This is a genomic window from Streptomyces pseudoechinosporeus, from assembly GCF_054783935.1.
Genome location: NZ_BAAGPS010000010.1, coordinates 100,445 through 116,586 on the forward strand (window position 1 = coordinate 100,445; position 16,142 = coordinate 116,586).

Annotated in this window: 17 protein-coding genes; 5 read left to right on the forward strand and 12 right to left on the reverse strand. The window is 71.6% G+C overall.

Annotation, left to right across the window (positions count from 1 at the left end; genetic code table 11):
- Positions 1 to 37: 37 nt before the first annotated feature.
- From ACYVO6_RS15640 to ACYVO6_RS15670, 7 genes are all read right to left on the reverse strand, one after another.
- Positions 38 to 1,069, reverse strand: coding sequence for an amidohydrolase family protein (locus ACYVO6_RS15640; RefSeq protein WP_461061886.1), 1,032 nt, complete (start codon positions 1,067 to 1,069; stop codon positions 38 to 40).
- Positions 1,070 to 1,072: 3 nt separating this feature from the next.
- Positions 1,073 to 1,210 carry a hypothetical protein gene (locus tag ACYVO6_RS15645; protein WP_461061561.1) on the reverse strand — a complete coding sequence of 46 codons (138 nt, stop codon included), beginning with the start codon at positions 1,208 to 1,210 and terminating at the stop codon, positions 1,073 to 1,075.
- Positions 1,211 to 1,227: 17 nt separating this feature from the next.
- Positions 1,228 to 2,358 carry an XdhC family protein gene (locus ACYVO6_RS15650; RefSeq protein WP_461061563.1) on the reverse strand — a complete coding sequence of 377 codons (1,131 nt, stop codon included), beginning with the start codon at positions 2,356 to 2,358 and terminating at the stop codon, positions 1,228 to 1,230.
- A 159-nt stretch (positions 2,359 to 2,517) separates the two neighbouring features.
- Positions 2,518 to 4,707 (reverse strand): xanthine dehydrogenase family protein molybdopterin-binding subunit, encoded by a 2,190-nt coding sequence (locus tag ACYVO6_RS15655; protein ID WP_461061565.1) that lies wholly within the window; start codon positions 4,705 to 4,707, stop codon positions 2,518 to 2,520.
- Positions 4,704 to 5,684 (reverse strand): FAD binding domain-containing protein, encoded by a 981-nt coding sequence (locus tag ACYVO6_RS15660; RefSeq protein WP_461061567.1) that lies wholly within the window; start codon positions 5,682 to 5,684, stop codon positions 4,704 to 4,706. The genes ACYVO6_RS15655 and ACYVO6_RS15660 overlap by 4 nt, the downstream gene beginning before the upstream one ends.
- Positions 5,685 to 5,696: 12 nt before the next feature.
- On the reverse strand, positions 5,697 to 6,335 hold the full coding sequence (locus ACYVO6_RS15665) for a (2Fe-2S)-binding protein (RefSeq protein ID WP_461061569.1): 639 nt from the start codon (positions 6,333 to 6,335) through the stop codon (positions 5,697 to 5,699).
- A 185-nt stretch (positions 6,336 to 6,520) separates the two neighbouring features.
- Positions 6,521 to 7,306 (reverse strand): SDR family NAD(P)-dependent oxidoreductase, encoded by a 786-nt coding sequence (locus tag ACYVO6_RS15670; RefSeq protein WP_461061571.1) that lies wholly within the window; start codon positions 7,304 to 7,306, stop codon positions 6,521 to 6,523.
- A gap of 86 nt (positions 7,307 to 7,392) precedes the next feature.
- Here ACYVO6_RS15670 and ACYVO6_RS15675 point away from each other — a divergent pair, with 86 nt between their 5' ends.
- Positions 7,393 to 7,842, forward strand: coding sequence for a MarR family winged helix-turn-helix transcriptional regulator (locus tag ACYVO6_RS15675; protein ID WP_461061573.1), 450 nt, complete (start codon positions 7,393 to 7,395; stop codon positions 7,840 to 7,842).
- Positions 7,843 to 7,860: 18 nt separating this feature from the next.
- Here ACYVO6_RS15675 and ACYVO6_RS15680 read toward each other — a convergent pair whose 3' ends face one another.
- Positions 7,861 to 7,998 carry a hypothetical protein gene (locus ACYVO6_RS15680; RefSeq protein ID WP_461061575.1) on the reverse strand — a complete coding sequence of 46 codons (138 nt, stop codon included), beginning with the start codon at positions 7,996 to 7,998 and terminating at the stop codon, positions 7,861 to 7,863.
- A 241-nt stretch (positions 7,999 to 8,239) separates the two neighbouring features.
- Between ACYVO6_RS15680 and ACYVO6_RS15685 the strand changes: the two genes are divergently transcribed.
- The 3 genes from ACYVO6_RS15685 (at position 8,240) to ACYVO6_RS15695 (ending at position 11,166) form a co-directional block, all read left to right on the forward strand.
- The gene (locus ACYVO6_RS15685; protein ID WP_461061577.1) at positions 8,240 to 9,127 is read left to right on the forward strand and encodes a nuclear transport factor 2 family protein; all 888 of its coding nucleotides are present in this window, start codon (positions 8,240 to 8,242) and stop codon (positions 9,125 to 9,127) included.
- 137 nt (positions 9,128 to 9,264) lie between these two features.
- Entirely contained in the window at positions 9,265 to 10,191 is a 927-nt protein-coding gene (locus tag ACYVO6_RS15690) for an alcohol dehydrogenase catalytic domain-containing protein (RefSeq protein ID WP_461061579.1), read from the forward strand.
- 69 nt (positions 10,192 to 10,260) lie between these two features.
- Positions 10,261 to 11,166 carry a pirin family protein gene (locus ACYVO6_RS15695; protein WP_461061581.1) on the forward strand — a complete coding sequence of 302 codons (906 nt, stop codon included), beginning with the start codon at positions 10,261 to 10,263 and terminating at the stop codon, positions 11,164 to 11,166.
- A gap of 141 nt (positions 11,167 to 11,307) precedes the next feature.
- Here ACYVO6_RS15695 and ACYVO6_RS15700 read toward each other — a convergent pair whose 3' ends face one another.
- Both ACYVO6_RS15700 and ACYVO6_RS15705 read right to left on the reverse strand, forming a co-directional pair.
- Complete coding sequence (locus ACYVO6_RS15700) at positions 11,308 to 11,715, reverse strand: hypothetical protein (RefSeq protein WP_461061583.1); 408 nt, start codon at positions 11,713 to 11,715, stop codon at positions 11,308 to 11,310.
- Positions 11,716 to 11,783: 68 nt separating this feature from the next.
- Entirely contained in the window at positions 11,784 to 12,566 is a 783-nt protein-coding gene (locus ACYVO6_RS15705; RefSeq protein WP_461061585.1) for an SDR family NAD(P)-dependent oxidoreductase, read from the reverse strand.
- Positions 12,567 to 12,638: 72 nt separating this feature from the next.
- Between ACYVO6_RS15705 and ACYVO6_RS15710 the strand changes: the two genes are divergently transcribed.
- Positions 12,639 to 12,797, forward strand: a complete 159-nt coding sequence (locus tag ACYVO6_RS15710; RefSeq protein ID WP_461061587.1) for a hypothetical protein — start codon at positions 12,639 to 12,641, stop codon at positions 12,795 to 12,797.
- A gap of 335 nt (positions 12,798 to 13,132) precedes the next feature.
- Here the strand turns inward: ACYVO6_RS15710 and ACYVO6_RS15715 are convergent, their stop codons facing one another.
- A complete protein-coding gene (locus tag ACYVO6_RS15715) occupies positions 13,133 to 15,184 on the reverse strand; it encodes an acetate--CoA ligase family protein (protein ID WP_461061589.1) in 2,052 nt (683 codons plus the stop codon).
- Positions 15,181 to 16,131, reverse strand: a complete 951-nt coding sequence (locus ACYVO6_RS15720) for an FAD-dependent monooxygenase (protein WP_461061591.1) — start codon at positions 16,129 to 16,131, stop codon at positions 15,181 to 15,183. Before ACYVO6_RS15720 ends, ACYVO6_RS15715 begins: the two co-directional genes overlap by 4 nt.
- Positions 16,132 to 16,142: the final 11 nt, after the last annotated feature.

Consider the following 16,142-nt stretch of genomic DNA (forward strand, 5'->3'; position numbering starts at 1 on the left):
CAGTTCGCGGTGACAGGACCCGGCGTGCGGTCGTGGTTCAGTGACGGCTCAGCCGGGGTATGCGCGCGCGCAGTTTCGGGAACTGGGCGAGGGCGTTGGTCCGCTCGAGAGCGATCCTCTGCTGCGGGCTGTAGACGCCGTCGACGGGTGGTTCGGGGTCGCCCGCCCGCGGGTCCGGCAGACGTCCCTCGATGAACGGCATCTTCTCCGCGTTGTCGGCCTCGAAGAGGTTGTGGACGGCCGGCCAGTCGCTGCCGAACATGATGTGGTCGGCCGGCACGAGCGACGCCAGTGGCAGCAACTGGGCGGCGGTGAACGCCTGCGCGTCGTCGAAGTACAGCTGCGAGATGTGGTCGAGGGGGCCTTCGGGCAGTACGGAGTCGAACGGCGGGAAGAACGCGTGCAGCGTCACGAGCCGGTACGACAGGAACGGCAGCGTCCCGCCGCAGTGCGTGAAGTGCCAGCGGATGTTCCGGTGGTCCCGCAGAACACCGTTGTAGATCAGGCTCGTCATCGCGCGGGTCGCGTCGAAGGTGTACTCGTAGACGAAGTCCAGGGCCGGAATGTCGGGGCCGTAGCGGAGCTGCGGGGCCGGATTCACCTCCGGACCCGTCGGGTGGACGTAGACATAGGCGCCGTGGTGGTCGAGGACCTCGTACAGCGAAGCCAACGAGGGGTCACCCAGGTAGCGGCCCTGGTAGTTGGTGAGCAGACAGATGCCGTCGAGGTCCAGCTCACCGAGCGCGCGGTCCACCTCGGCCACCGCGCCCTCGATGTCCGGCATCGGGGTGACCGCGAAGACCCCGAACCGGTCACCACGGGTGCGCACGAGGTCGTGGGCGTAGTCGTTGACCGCGCGGGCGGTGACGCGGCGGTCGTCGACCGTGCCGAGGGTGAGCTGGAGGTCGCCGAACGACAGGACGCTCGCCTGGATCCGGTACCGGTCCATGAACGCCAGGTGCGCATCCAGCGACCAGGGGCCCACGTGGGCCAGGGTGTCGGCGAGGCGGCCGTGGCGCTCCAGGTAGTCGTAGTACACGTCGGGGAAGTAGTGCGCGTGGGTGTCGATGCGTCAGTTGCCCTTCGGCAACCCTCGGCCGGACGGTGCCGCGGCGGCGGCGGCCGGCACCGCACCCGCCGCCGCGACGAGGGGCGCGCCCGATGCCGCCTCGGTCAGTCTTCGAGGTGAGGTGCTCCGTACGGGGTCCATGTCTGGGGCTCCTCTTCTCACAGGCCCGTCGTCGTCCGGACGGATTGGTGGATGGGGCCGGGGACGCGGGACAGGGGCAGGCCGGTGCCGTTGTGGGTGTGGGCGATGATCTCGGCGGTGATGGAGATCGCTGTCTCCTCGGGGGTGTGGGCGCCGAGGTCGAGGCCGATGGGTGAGTGCAGGCGGGCCAGCCGGTCCGCGGGTACGCCGGCTTCGCGCAGGAGTTGCAGTCGGTGCTCGTGGGTACGGCGTGAGCCCATCGCGCCGACATAGCCGACCGGCAGGCTCAGCGCCAGGCGGAGCAGAGGGACGTCGAACTTGGCGTCGTGCGTGAGGGCACAGATCGCGGTACGCCCGTCCACCTCGGTGCGCTCCAGGTAGCGGTGGGGCCAGTCGGCGACGACCTCGTCGGCGTGCGGGAAGCGGGCCGGGGTGGCGAAGACGGGGCGGGCGTCGCAGACGGTGACGTGGTGGCCGAGGAACTGCCCGGCCCGGCTGAGGGCGCCCGCGAAGTCGACCGCGCCGAAGATCAGCAGGCGGGGGCGGGACGCGTGGGTGTGGACGAGGACCGACAGGCGCTCGGGGCAGGTGTCGGCGTCGCCGCCCACCTCGACACGGCGGGTGCGGCCGGCCCTCAGCTGCGCGCGGGCCTGCGCTGCGACAACCTGGTCCGCGTTCGTGTCGCCCACGGTTCCGCGGTGAGGACCCGTGCCCTCGGGGACGTGGAGGGTGCGGCCGAGGAGGTCGTCCGGGCCGTCCACCACCTGGGCCACAGCGACGGGCCGGCCCCCTACGACCGCGTCGAGGGCGTCGATGAGATGCGGCTCGGCGGCGGGCTCGACCCGCTGCACCAGGACGTCGATCTCGCCGCCACAGGTCAGGCCGACGGCGAAGGCGTCGTCGTCGGAGTAGCCGAACCGGGCGCGGGTGGGCTTGTCGCCGTCCTTGAGCACTTGGACGCACAGCTCGTAGACGGCTCCCTCCACACAGCCGCCGGAGATGCTGCCGACCGTGTGGCCGTCCGTGTCGACGGCGAGGGCGGTACCGGGTGGCAGGGGTGCGCTGCCGCTGACGTCGACGACGGTGGCGAGGGCGAAGGGACGGGCCTCGCGGCACCAGTCGTACAGCGTGTCCGCGATGTTGAGCATGGGCGTTCGCTCCGGGGGGGGTGGGGGCTTGAGGACCGCCGCCGCACTGTGGCAGGACAGGGTGCGACGGCGGCCTGGTGCCCGGCGGTGGACCGTCGTCGACCGCCGGACGCTGGGGGGGAGCCCGGGTGACCGGTGGCGACGCGGCCACCCGGGAGTTCAGAGCAGGGCCTCGGGCTTGATCGGCAGTTCGCGGATCCGGCGGCCGGTGGCGTTGAAGACCGCGTTGGCGATGGCGGGCGCCACTCCGACGAGCACGATCTCACCGAGCCCCTTCACGCCGATGGGGTCGGCTTCGTAGTCCTCTCCGTCGATGTAGATCGCTTTCAGTTCGGGGATGTCGGCGTGGGTGGGCACGAGGTAGTCGGCGAGGTTGGCGTTGACGATCCGGCCGTCGCGGTGGTCGGTGACCGTGTGTTCAAGGAGGGCCTGGCCGATGCCGCCGGTCATGGCGCCGAGGGCCTGGCTGTCGGCGAGTCTCGGGCTGATGATCCGGCCGGCGTCGTACACGCCGACCATGCGCCGTACCCGTACCAGGCCGAGGCGGGCGTCGACGGCGACTTCGGCGAAGGTCGCTGCGTAGGCGTAGAAGGAGAACTTCGCCGATTCCGGCGCCCCGGCGTACGAGCCCATCGCTTCGAGGTGGGTGCGGTTGTTGCGGGCCAGGAGCCGCTGGTACGTCTCCCCGCGCGCGGGGTTGTCCTTCACGTGCAGTCGGCCTCCTCGTACGACGATGCCGGCGGGGTCGACGCCGTGCAGCGGTGACTCCTCGTCCCCGACGGCGAGTTCGATCGCCTGCCGCCGCAGCTTGTCGCAGCCGTCCTGGACGGAGGATCCGACGCTGGCCATGGTCTGCGAACCGAAGTGGCCGGCGGCCGGAGGCAGACGGGAGTCGCCGAGCCGGAAGGTCACCCGGCGCATGGGCAGGCCGAGGGCGTCGGCGGCGAGCTGCGTCATGGACGTGGCGGTGCCGGCGCCCATGTCGGCGGTCGCGGCCTGGAGCAGGGCGGTGCCGTCGGCGTCGAGCCGGACGGACGTCCGGGACTCGGACCGCTGGGTGTCGTAGACGCCGGCGGCCATGCCCATACCGATGAGCCAGTCGCCCTCGCGCCTTGAGCGCGGCTTGGGCCTGCGCCGCTGCCAGCCGAACTCGCGGGCGCCCACGCGGTAGCACTCGCGCAGGCGGCGCGTGGAGAACGGCAGATTGGTGGACTCGTCGTCGGCGGGCTCGTTGCGCAACCGCAGCTCGATCGGGTCGAGTCCCAGTTCGTGGGCGAGCTCGTCCATCGCCGACTCGACGGGGAAGGCACCGCTGGCGTAGCCGGGGCCGCGCATCCACGTCGGTGTGTTCACGTCCAGCGGTACGTGCCGGTACGCCTGGCGGACGTTGGGGGTGCTGTAGAGCATCCGGCCGGGGACCAGCACGTCCTCGATGTGTGTCTCGTATCTGGAGGTCTCGGCGCGCACGTCGTGCGCCGACGCCGTGAGACGCCCCCGGCGGTTGCTGCCCAGGCTCAGTTCGTACTCGTACGCGGGCCGGTATCCCACGCCGAAGTACAACTGCCTGCGGGTGAGGGCGAGTTTGACGGGGCGCTGCACCTCGCGCGCGGCCACGGCGGCGATGACGGAATGTGGCCAGGTGCTGAAGGCGTTGCCGAAGGCCCCGCCGAGGAACGGGGAGATGACGTGGATGTCGTCCGGTGGCATGCCGAGCGCGCCGGACATACCGAAAGCGGCGAACTGCGTCGCTTGGCTCTTCTCCCAGAGGGTGAGCTTGTCGCCGTCCCAGCGGGCGACGAGGCCGGCCGCTTCCATGGCGTTGTGGTGGTTGCGGGCCGTGCGGTACGTCATCTCCAGCCGGACGGGGGCCGAGTCCAGGGCTTCGTCGGCGTTGCCGCGCGCATAGGTCTCGGGCTCGTCGGCGGGGTCGGCGGCGGCCAGATCGGTGGCGGGATGCTGGGCGTCGTAGGAGACCTTCACCAGGCTCGCGGCGTGCTGGGCGGTCTCCAGTGTGGTGGCCACCACGACCGCGACGGGCTGTCCGAAGAACCGGATGCGGTCGTCCTGGAAGGGTTGCAGCGGCTTGCCCGGCGGCCATTGCCCTTCAACGGGCGGGAGTTCGGGCGCGTTGAGGTGGCTGATCACCTTCAGCACGCCCTTCTCGGCTTCGGCGGCGCGGGTGTCGATGCCGGTGATGCGGCCGCGGCCGACGCTGCTGTCGACGATGACCGCGTGCACGACCCCGTCGGGGTTGTTGTCGGCGGCGTACTTCGCCTGCCCGGTGACCCTCAGCCGGGCGTCGACTCGGGGGACCGCCGCTCCGACGGCTGCCTGTGGCTGCGGGCTCACTTGCCACCTCCTACGACGCGCAGTTGACGCTCGACGGTCCGTTTGAGCAACTCGACCTTGAAACGGTTGTGTTCGAGGGGCCGGGCCCCGTCTGCCGCCCGCTCGGCGGCCTTGGTCCACAGGGCGTCCGACGGCCGGTGTCCGATGAGCTCCCGCTCGACGGCGGGCAGTTTCCAGGGGACGGTGCCCACGCCTCCGGCGGCCACTTTGGCTTCGCGGATCACGCCGTGTCGGAGGTGCAGGGCGACGGCCGCGGAGGTGAGCGCGAACTCGTAGGACTGCCGGTCGCGTACCTTCAGGTAGCCGGACTTCAGCGGGCGCGGGTAGGGCGGGATCTCCACTGCGGTGATCAACTCGCCCGGGCGCAGGGCCTGTTCATGGTGGGGCGTGCTGCCCGGCTTGAGGTGGAAGTCGGCGAAGGGCACGGTCCGCTCCCCCGCCGGGCCGAGCAGGTGGACGGTCGCCTCCAGCGCCGCGAAGGCGACGGCGGCGTCCGAGGGGTGGGTGGCCACGCAGTCGTCGGAGGTGCCCAGGATCGCGTGGCTGCGGTTGTAGCCGTGCAACGCGGCGCATCCGGAGCCGGGCTCGCGTTTGTTGCAAGGGGCGGTCACGTCACGGAAGTACGTGCACCGGGTGCGCTGCATGATGTTGCCGCCGATGGTGGCCATGTTGCGCAGTTGGGGCGACGCGCTCAGTTCCAGCGCCTGCGAGACGACGGGGTACAGGGCATGGACCTTGGGGTGGGCGGCGGCCGCGGCCATGGTCACCAGGGCGCCGATGCGCAGGCCTCCGCCCTTGGTGGCGGTGACCGAGCGCAGGGGCAGGGCGCTGATGTCGACCAGCGAGCCGGGGTGTTCGACGGTCTCCCGCATCAGGTCGACCAGGGTGGTGCCGCCGGCGATGTAACGCCCGCCGCGCCGACCGGCATTGAGGGCTTCGCGCGTGTCCGCGGCCTTGGTGTAGGTGAAGGGATGCATGGGAATCGGCCCTCACTTCCGGCCCGCGGTCTGGTGGACCGCGCGCTCGATTTTCACGTAGCAGCCGCAGCGGCACAGGTTGCCGCTCATCCACTCCCGGATCTCCTCCGCCGAGCCGGCGTGGCCCTCCTGGACGCAGGCGACACCGGACATGATCTGACCCGGGGTGCAGTAGCCGCACTGGAAGGCGTCCTGGTCGATGAACGCCTGCTGCAGCGGGTGCAGCCGGTCCCCCTTGGCCAGGCCCTCGATGGTGGTGACCTCGGCGCCGTCCAACCGGACCGCCAGGGTCAGGCAGGAGTTGACGCGGCGCCCGTCGACGAGGACGGTACAGGCGCCGCAGGCCCCGGCGTTGCAGCCCTTCTTCGAACCGGTCAGGTCCAGGTGCTCGCGCAGCAGGTCGAGGAGCGAGGTGCGGTTGTCGATCGTGACGGTGTGCCGCTTGCCGTTGACCGTCAGGGAAACGCGGCTGCCGGGCGGCGCCTCGGCGGCAGCCGCTTCCCCGGAGCCGGGCAGGGGCGCGGCGACCAGGCCGCCGGCCAGGGCGGCCCCTCCGACCACCGTGGTCGTCGCGATGAACGTACGCCGGGTCGGTGCCGAGCCGGACTCGGCGGGGGGAGACACGGCTGAGTCGGGAAGTTCGGTGGACATGCCCACTCCTCGGTGCGGGGTACGGATGGTCCTGCTGATCGGCGCGAACCTGGCGGGGCGGGGCGTACGGGGCGTCTCCTGCCGCACCCTCGCCCCGCCCCCGAGCCGGACGCCGACCCGCGGTCTCGCGTGTGCGCCCGCCTCCGCCTCGGCTGTCGCGGCAAGGGCGGTGCGGGGGCTGCTGCTCAGGCGACGGGCAGGTGCCCGTAACGGGCGGCCGGGGAAGAATGGTTGCCGGTCAGAAAGGCGGATTCGCCGGTCAGGAGGGCGTCGAGCGCGGCAGCCTGGTCCTCCAGACCAGGGACGCAGACGGACTCCCCCAGGCGGACGCCGGCGAGACTGGCATGCGCCACACCCTCGGCCGTCATGGCGGCAGGGTAGCCCTGGCCGTAGCCGCCGTGGAACTCCGTCGCCACCACCCCCGGGCACACCACCTGGGCATGGACGCCGGTGCCGGCGAGTTCGTGGGTGAGCGTCCGCGTGAAGGCGACCGTGGCGGCCTTCGCGCCCGCGTACAAGGTGCGCGGAATCGGCATCTCCTGACCGGCGCTGAAGGCCAGCAGGGAGGCAAGGGTGATGACGGTGCCCTCACCGGCGGCCAGCATCCCGGGCAGGGCGGCCCGCACCAGACGCATGGGGCCGACGGCGTTGAGTGTGAGGAGACGGTCGATCTCGACGGCATCGATGTCGGTGAGCGGCGCGAAGCCGCCGACTCCGGCGTTGCAGATCAGCAGCCGGACGTCTCCGGTGGCCAGGCGGTGGGTCACGGCGTCGAGGCCGTCGTGCGTGCTGAGGTCGGCGGGCAGAACGTCGACGGCGGCACCTGCTTCGCGCAGTTCGGCGGCCAGCTCGTTCAGCCGGTCCACCCGCCGGGCCACCAGGACGAAGTCGCAGTCGGACGCCAGGAGCCGGGCATAGGCAGCGCCAATGCCGGACGAGGCCCCAGTGATCAGAGCAAGAGTTCGGGACATGCGCCCAGCTTTAACCAGGCGCCTGCCAAGAATCAAGCGTTTGATAGCAAGTGATTGATACACGTGAATTCCCGTATCCTGCTCGCGTGACCACGGAAGACGAGAAGACGCCTGGTGGCGGTGTCAGAGCGATCTGGGCCCTGCGGAGGGCGGAACTCGCCGTGCAGGCGCTCAAGGGACAGCGGCTGCGCACCCTGGACATGGCGCCCGCGCACTACTCCCTGCTGTTCTGCATCCATGACGAACCCGGTCTCACAGGCGCGGAGGCCGCCCGCCGCCTGAACGTCACCCCTCAGGCCGTGGCATCGCTGGTGGCGCGACTGGAGGGGCGCGGCCAGCTGGAGCGTCGGCAGCACGCGCTGCACCGCCATGTGCAGGAGCTCCACCTCACCGACGCCGGCCGTGAGGCTTTCGGCTCCGCCAGTCGCGTCGTCGCGGACATCGAGCGCCGCGTCGTCGAGCGGCTGGGCTCGGACGGCGCTGCGCACCTCACCGCCTTGCTCGGGCAGGTGGTCGAGGCGGTCCGGGAGCCGTAGGTCACCGCTGCGGTCAAGTCAGCGGTACTCGGCGATGCTGTCGGCGATCGTCGACGTGCGGCGGGCGGCGAGGACAGCCGTGTCAGCGTCGTGGCGAGCCAGGAGGGACCGGACGCACTGGGTCGCGGGTGGGCCGAGGGTGTCGACGTTCGCCACACGTAGAGGGCGGCGACCCAGATCCGCAGCGCGGACGCCGGATCGGGAAGGTCGGGCCGAGCTCAGGGGTGTGGGGAACTGCGCGACACGGCGACCCCGTTGCGCTAGCCAGGAGTCAGTGCTTTCCTTCAGAAGGTGTGAGGTTGAGCTTTCAATCTCTGCCGCATCTTCTTGCCTAACTTCTCGAGGAGAGCACACCGCCCCCCCCACCGCCCCTGCCCGCAGGGCACTCGTCGCTTTCGTGGCCTCCGCCGCCCTGCTGGGCGCCGTCGGCATACCCGCTGTCGCGGCGCCGTCCGCCGCTTCCGCCGGGCACTCCGGTTACGGCGACTCCGCCCGCCTCAGCCACCAGAAGGCCGTCACCGTACGCGTCCTCAAGGGCCCGTTCGAGCGGGGCGACACCAAGGTCGTCGATCGCTACGTCCGCCCGGACTACATCCAGCACAACCCGCTCGCGCCCGACGGTGCCGAGGCGCTGAAGAAGCTCGGTACGGTCCTCCACCAGCGGTTCCCGGACGCCAAGTACGACATCAAGCGGGTGATATCCGAGGGTGACCTGGTGCTCGTCCACTCGAACGTCGTCATGACGCCGGGCGAACGGGGCGCGGCGGTCTTCGACATCTTCCGGTTCCAGGGCGGGAAGATCGCCGAGCACTGGGACGTCGGGCAGAACGTGCCCGAGACTTCCGTGAACGGCAACGACATGTTCTCGACGGAGAGTTGGCCGCGCACTGAGCAGCCGGGGCCGGCGTGGCTCACCGAGTACAACAAGAAGCTGGTCACCAAGGCCTTCGACGAACTCATGGTCCACAAGGACCTGTCGGCGATCGACCGCTACTACGGCCCCGAGTACCACCAGCACAACCCGAACGTCCCCGACGGCGTGGAGGGCGCGAAGGCGGGACTCGGCGGACTCTTCGAGGCCCTCCCGCAGCTGGAGGTCTCCCGGAAGCGGGTGATCGCGCAGGGCGACCTGGTCGCGGTCCACCAGCACTTTGTGGAAGCGCCGGGTGCGCGGGGTCAGGCGATTGTGGATCTGTTCCGGGTGCGGCACGGGAAGATCGTCGAGCACTGGGACGTGATCCAGGCCGTGCCGGAGACGTCGGCGAACGACAACACCATGTTCTGAACAGGGTTGGGGGCGTCCCCGCCCCCTCTCTGATCACCGGACCAGTCCAGCGAAATGCATGATGCGTCATATATGCTCCTGATGTGTCATGCACGATCGCCGGTCCGCTCGGCGGGTCCTGTACGCGAGGAGCAGCCATGAAGGCCGTCACCGTCACCGCGTTCGGCACTCCGCCCGTCCTGCGCGAGGACGTTCCGGAGCCGACCACGGGGCCCTGGCAGGTACTGGTCCGCGTCCAGGCGTCGTCAGTGAACTGGCTGGACGCGGACATCGCCCACGGCGGCCTCAACAACGTGGCCCCGCACGAGCTGCCGATCACACTGGGCCGGGACTTCGCCGGGATCGTCGAGGCCGTCGGTGAAGACATCAGCGAGGTGGAGGTCGGCGACGAGGTCTTCGGGGCCGTACCCATGGCGGAGACCGTTCGCGACGGGGCCTGGGCCGAGCTCGTCGTGACCGGCGGGCACACGCTGACCCGCAAGCCCGCCCAAATCGACACCGCGACCGCCGGTGCGGCCGCGCTGACGGCCAGTACGGCGCTCATGACGGTCGACGCGCTGGACCTGGCACCCGGCGACACCGTCCTTGTTGTGGGTGCGACCGGCGGGATCGGCGGCATCGCCGTACAACTCGCCCGGGCGGCCGGTGCGACCGTCCTGGCGCCGGGACTGCCCGAGGACGAGGAGTACCTGCGCGCCCTGGGCGCGAGCGACGTGCTCCCGCGCGGGGGTGACCTCGTCGCCGCTGTACGCAGAAAACACCCCGGCGGGGTGGACGCGCTCGTCGACGTCGTGACCGCGTACGAGATCACGCCGTTCGCGGGAGTCGTCAAGGACGGCGGCCGTATCGCCTCGCCGACCTACGCCGCAGGTCATGGCCCAGACCGCACCAACGTCGTGCACGGGCCGTGCCCCGAGATCCTCGGGCTCGCGGCGCGGCATCCCGCCGATGGCACGATCAGGATTCCCGTCGGACGGACCTACGCGCCGGCGGACGCGGCCACGGCGCTCCAAGCCCTCGCGACCCGCCACACGCGCGGCAAGATCACCCTGCACGTCGCCTGATCCCTGTCCATCCCCCCTTCATCACCCCGTCTCCTTTCGACAGCCGGGCATCGGCATCACGGAGCAACCATGACCGCACAGTTGACGGGTGAGCGCACGCTGACCCGCATCACCAAGCAGCAGCTGGGCCCCGACGCGCAGGTCGACGACAAGGCACTCGTCTTCGTGCCGACCGACCCGGCCCTGACCGACCCCTTCCTCGCCCTGGTCGAGGACTGGTTCTCCACCCCCGGCTTCGAGTGGCACCCCCACCGCGGCCTGGAGACCGTCACCACCGTCGTGGACGGCGTCCTGGAACACGGCGACAACCTCGGCCACGCCGGGGCGCTGCAGGCCGGTGAGGTGCAGTGGATGACCGCCGGGCGCGGCATCATCCACCGTGAGCTCGCCTACTGCGACGAGCACGCGCACGTGCTGCAGATGTGGCTCAATCTGCCCGCCGAGAAGAAGCTGACGTCGGCGCGCTACCAGGACCTGACCAAGGCCGCCATGCCACGCGTGCACGCGCCGGGTGTGACGATCGACGTCCACGCCGGCACCGTCGGCGGCGTCACCGGCGCGACCGACACCCGTCACCCGGTGCAGGGCGTCGTCGCCACGCTCGACCCCGATGCCTTCTACGATCTGCAAGTCCCCGCCGAACACCGGCTGTTCGCCCACGTCATGAACGGGCGCCTGCTGATCGGCGGCCGGGAATTGGACGCGGGGCAGACCGGCTGGTCCGACCCCGTCACGAGGAGGAGCGGGGATGACGGCGGTGCTCCGGCGGCCACCTCGCTGCACCTGGCGGCCGTCGACCCCGAACAGCCCGCCCGCGTCATGGTCTACAGCGGCACTCCACTGCGCGAACCCGTCGCCGTCGGCGGCCCGTTCGTGATGAACAGCAAGGTGGAGATCACCAAGGCGTTCACCGACTTCCACGCCGGTGCCTTCGGCCCGGTGCCCCGCCAGGCCCGCCTCGCCTACGACCGATGACCGGACGTCTGCGACACGGACCGAGAACAACCCAGGTCACCAGAAGGACCAGAAACAAGAGACAGCGAACATGATGAACAAGAACACAGACATGACCCAGCCCGAGTCGTAGGCCGGCTCAACGTCCCCGGAACCGGCTGGTCACAGGGCGAGGACGTTCGGCCGCCGACGGGTACTCGCCGGTGCTGCCGGCGCGCTCGGCGCCACGGCCGTGGGAGTGGGCGTCGGCCTGCGGGCGGCCTCCCCGACCGCGACGGCATCCCCGGTACCGGCGGCCGCGCCGGTGACGTTCGCACCCGGCCGGCCCGTCCTCTTCCGCCGGACGACCGTGGTCACCATGGACCCCCGCCGCGGGTACTGCCCGACACCGACGTCCTGGTCCGCGGCACCGGACATCGAGGCGCTCGGCCAACGGCTGTCCGCGCCCGCGGACGCCACCGTCATCGACGCCGCCGGAGCCCTGCTACTGCCCGGCTTCGTCAACACCCACCAGCACATGTGGCAGGCCGCGATGCGGGGCGTGGGCGCGGACTGGGCCTGCCGGGCCACTTCCGCCTCGAGGATGTGGGAACGGAAGTCGACGACGGGTGCGATGTGTCGCCTCCTCAGGACTGTGCCTACCGCTGGTACCGCGTTGCGAGGGACGGGCGGCCGCCGCCGTTCATCACGGCGCTCTCCGCGTCCAGCAGGGCCTTCAGCCCGGCGTCCTGGTCCTCCAGGCCCGGGACGCAGACGGTCTCGCCCAGCCGCAGGCTCGCCAGGCTCGCCGAGGCCACGTCCTCCGGGGACATCGCCGAGGGGATGCCATGGCCGGAGCCCCCGTTCCATTCCGTGGCCACGATGCCGGGACACACCACCAGTGCGCGCACCGCGGTGTCCGCGAGTTCGCCCGCCAGAGTGCGGGTGAAGGCGACGGTGCTGGCCTTGGCGGCCGCGTACAGGGTGCGGCGCGGCATGCGCGGGTCGTCCCAGCCGCTGCTGAACGCCAGCAGCGAGGCCACGGTGACGACGGCTCCCTCGTCGGCGGCGAGCATGCCGGGCAGGGCGGCGCGTGCCAGTTGGATCGGGGCGACGGCGTTGAGGGTGAGCAGCCGGTTGACCTCGTCCGGGGCGACATCTGTGAGCGGGGCATAGCCGCCGACTCCGGCGTTGCTGATCAGCAGCCGGACGTCTCCGGCGGCCAGTCGGCCGGTCACCGCGGCGAGTCCGTCGTGCGAGGAGAGATCGGCGACCAGGACCTCCACCCCGGCACCGACTGCGCGAAGCCGGCCGGCCAGGTCGTTGAGCCGGTCCGCGCGACGGGCCACCAGGATGAGGTCGTGGTCCGGCGCGAGGAGGCGGGCGTAGGCGGCGCCGATCCCGGAGGAGGCGCCGGTGACGAGAGCGAGAGTGCGAGACATGCGACCAGCCTACTTCAAGCGCTTTGTGGATGCCAAGTATTTGATAGTTATGAAGCGGCGTATCCTCCTTGGGTGGCAGGCAGTGACGAGGAAGCCGTGGCCGCCGACACGCTCGACCGGACCGCCTGGGCACCGCGCCGGGCAGCGGTGGCAGTGCAGGCGCTCAACGAGCAGCGGCTGCGCGCTCGGGGGCCGGCGGTGGTGCACTACCAGTTGCGGCAGACACCGTGATCACCCAGATCGAGCGGAAGGTCACCACCACCCTGGGCCCGGACGATGCCACTCAACTGAAGAGGCTGCTCGACCGGGTGACGGACGCGGTCCGCGACCCCTGAGACCGGACCGGGCCACGACAAGGGAGTGGGCGCGCTCGGCGAGTTGACGGTAGGTCAGTCGGTGCTCGCCGTCGACGAGCGCGACCGCGTCGGAAGCGGCGTTTGCGACGGCGTGGAGCCCGCTGCCGATCGCGTGACCCTCCCAGCAGCCCTTGTCGGCGTAGCGCCTGGCGTACTCCCCGGGCCAGGGCACAGCGCCTTTGCTGCTCTGCCTGGGCATGGTTGTTCCCCTCAGCCGTCCCATGCGAGTGGGGCGGTGGGGAGGATCACGGCGTCCAGTGCGATCAGCCCGTCGGCGGTGAGCCGCAGCGGGTTGATCTCGATCTCGGCGGTGTCGGGGTTGGCGACCAGAGCGCCGGCGAGCGATGAGACGACCCGCCCGAACTGGGCGCGGTCGAGCATCGGCCCGCCGCGCCAGCCGTCGAGCAGAGGGCGGGCGGCCAGATCGTCGGGCATCCCGGCGGCCTCGGCGACGGACAGCGGGGCGAGCCGGATCGCCACGTCGGTGAGCGCCTCGGCGGCCGTACCGCCAAGACCGGCGAGGACGACCGGCCCGAAGACGGGGTCCCGTCGCACGCCGAGCACGAGGTCGACGCCGGCCGGGGCCATCGCCTCGACCAGGTAGCGGTGGTCGGGGCCGATGGCGTCCAGGGCCGCGTCGAGTTCGCCGGGGGTGCGGACACCCAGGTGGACTCCGCCGATCTCCGTCTTGTGGAGGATCGCGGCGTCGAGCACCTTGACCGCGACGGGCCCGCCCAGCAGGCGCAGGGCGTAGTGGGCGTCGGCGCGGGAGTCGCAGGCGACGCGGTCCGGGGTGCGGATCCCGAGGGAAGCGAGGAACGACTTGGCGGCGTCCTCGTCCAGCGGGCCGGACGGCACGGAGGCAGCCGTCTCCCGCAGAGGCCCGTCGGCCCGCGCGGCCCGCTGCCGGGCGTGCGTCACCAGCGCCCGTACGGCATTGGCGGCGGAGGCCGGTCCGGTGAGCGCCGGAATCCCCGCCTTGTGCAGCCGCGCCCGCTGTTCGGCGACGTCCTCGGGGAGACCGCCGACGACCACCACGGCCGGGGAGTCCGCACCGAGGCCGGCGTCCTGCGCGGCCGAGGCGAGGTCGACGCTGTCGGGCTCGGTCAGGGCGTAGACGGCGAGCAGGTCCACTGCCGGATCGGCGGCCGTGGCGGCGAGGACACGGGCAAAGGTCTCGGCGGGCCGGCCGGTGTCGACCGGGTTGCGCTGGTAGGTGAGCGGGGGCAGCAGCTCACTCAGCGTGCGCTGCGTGGTCTCGGCCAGCTCAGGCATCCGTACGCCGTCGGTGCCCGCCCGGTCCGCCAGCAGCAGCCCCGGCCCCGCCTGGGCGGTCACGATGCCGAGCCCCGGGTCCGGGTGGGGACGCAGCTGGATGCGGGAGAGCGCGGTGAGTGCGTCCACCATCTCCCGTTCGTCGTCCACGACCACCGCCCCGGCCTGCCGCAGCGCGGCCCGCGTCGTACGCCAGGAGGTGGCGAGCGCCCCGGTGTGCGAGCGGGCGAAGTCACCGACGTCGCTGCGGCCGACGACGAGCGCCACGACCGGCTTGACGGACGCCACCAGGCGTACGGCCTCGACCAGCCGTGGCCCGTCCGGAACCGTCTCCAGGTGCAGTGCGACGGCCGTCGTACGGCCGTCCCCCGCGAGGTGCTCCAGGACGTCCGCGGCGGTGACGTCGAGGCCGGCCCCGATGCCGACGCCGACGCTGATCCCGTTGCCGGCGGCGACCAGGTCGAAGGAGAGCGCGTGGTTGACGCCGCCGCTGGCCGCGACGACCGCGATGTCCCCGGCCGGCAGCTGCCCGGCCGCGGGCACGAAGCTGGCCGTCAGCCCGAGGTGGGGGGCGAAGAAGCCGGAGGTGTTGGGACCGAGCAGCCGGATCCCCGTGTCCTGGGCAACGCGACGCAGTGCCTCCGCGTACTGCTCGCCCTCCGGGCCCGCCTCGCCGAAGCCGCCCGCGCAGACCAGCGCCGCACGGCAGCCCGCGGCGGCCGCCTCGGCCAGTGCCTGGGCGCAGCCGGCCGCCGGTACGCAGAGCACGGCCAGGTCGAGCCGTGCGTCGGTGTGCACGGCGGCTTCCGCGACCGAGGCGTACACGCCCTCGTCGGGTTCCGGGCGCCGCGCGTTGACCAGGGCACGGGCGCCCGGGAAGGAGGCCAGCGAGCGGGCCATGGCGGCGCCCAGCTTGCCGCTCTGCCGTGAGGCGCCGATCACCACCACGCCCTCGGGCGCGAAGAGCGGGGTCAGGTTCGTGGTCATACCCGCTCCCCCGCCACCAGGTCGGCGCGCCCGGACAGCAGCAGCGTCTCGGCCCGGTCGTCGTCCATCACGTCCTCCACGATCAGCGCGGGTACGCCGTGCACCAGCCGGGCCTGTTCCGCCAGCAGCGACCGGGTGAGCGCGGTTCCGCCCTGTACGGCGACCAGTTCCGGGGGTATGGCATCACTCAGGGCGTCGGCCAACCGGTCGTAGGCCTGCGGTAGTTGGTCCTCGCCCTGCGGTGCGGTGAACCACAGGCATCCCTCGGAGCGCAACGCCGCGAGGTCGTCCGCGGTCAGCCGCCGTCCGCCGAACTCCCGGAACGGCGTGTCCAGGGGATCGAGCCCCTCGTGCGCCGCCCGCCAGTCCTGTACGACCTGCTCGACGAAGCCGGGGTCGCGGCGCGCGATCCGTTCCTTGCCGATGCTGCGGGAGATGAAGTGGAAGGCGAACCGCGTCGGTTCGAACGCGTCGTGGTAGCGCCCGAAGTGCTCCCACCACGACAGGCTCGGCCGAGCGGCGCCCTGGATCTTCGCCACCGAGGGCCGCCGGGCCGCCTCGTACGCGTCCAGGGCGCTCGCGAGGTCGTGACGGTGGGCGAGGAGGCTGTCGGCGAGGGCGACGGCGTCCTCCAAGGCCATCTTGGTGCCGGAGCCGACGGAGAAGTGCGCGGTGTGCGCGGCGTCGCCGAGGAGGACCACGTTGCCGCTGTGCCAGCGGTGGGTGCGCAGAGTGCGGAAGTTGCCCCAGCGCGAGTTGTTGACCAGCAGTTCGTGGCCGTCGATCTGCTCGGCGAAGAGCTTCTCCAGGTACTGCTTGCTCTTGTCGTCGCTCGGGCCGGGCGGCTGCGCGGTGTCGAACTCGTCGAGCCCGGCGCGCCGCCAGGACTCCTCGTCCGTCTCCACGATGAAGGTGCTGGCGCTGTCGCTGATCGGGTAGCCGTGCACGGCGAAGGTGC

Excerpts from the sequence above, each read along its gene's own strand:
- ACYVO6_RS15645 (WP_461061561.1), bottom strand. The coding sequence starts at position 1,210 with ATGGACCCCGTACGGAGCACCTCACCTCGAAGACTGACCGAGGCGGCA.
- ACYVO6_RS15650 (WP_461061563.1), bottom strand. The coding sequence starts at position 2,358 with ATGCTCAACATCGCGGACACGCTGTACGACTGGTGCCGCGAGGCCCGT.
- ACYVO6_RS15660 (WP_461061567.1), bottom strand. The coding sequence starts at position 5,684 with ATGCATCCCTTCACCTACACCAAGGCCGCGGACACGCGCGAAGCCCTC.
- ACYVO6_RS15665 (WP_461061569.1), bottom strand. The coding sequence starts at position 6,335 with ATGTCCACCGAACTTCCCGACTCAGCCGTGTCTCCCCCCGCCGAGTCC.
- ACYVO6_RS15670 (WP_461061571.1), bottom strand. The coding sequence starts at position 7,306 with ATGTCCCGAACTCTTGCTCTGATCACTGGGGCCTCGTCCGGCATTGGC.
- ACYVO6_RS15690 (WP_461061579.1), top strand. The coding sequence starts at position 9,265 with ATGAAGGCCGTCACCGTCACCGCGTTCGGCACTCCGCCCGTCCTGCGC.
- ACYVO6_RS15695 (WP_461061581.1), top strand. The coding sequence starts at position 10,261 with ATGACCGCACAGTTGACGGGTGAGCGCACGCTGACCCGCATCACCAAG.
- ACYVO6_RS15705 (WP_461061585.1), bottom strand. The coding sequence starts at position 12,566 with ATGTCTCGCACTCTCGCTCTCGTCACCGGCGCCTCCTCCGGGATCGGC.
- ACYVO6_RS15715 (WP_461061589.1), bottom strand. The coding sequence starts at position 15,184 with ATGACCACGAACCTGACCCCGCTCTTCGCGCCCGAGGGCGTGGTGGTG.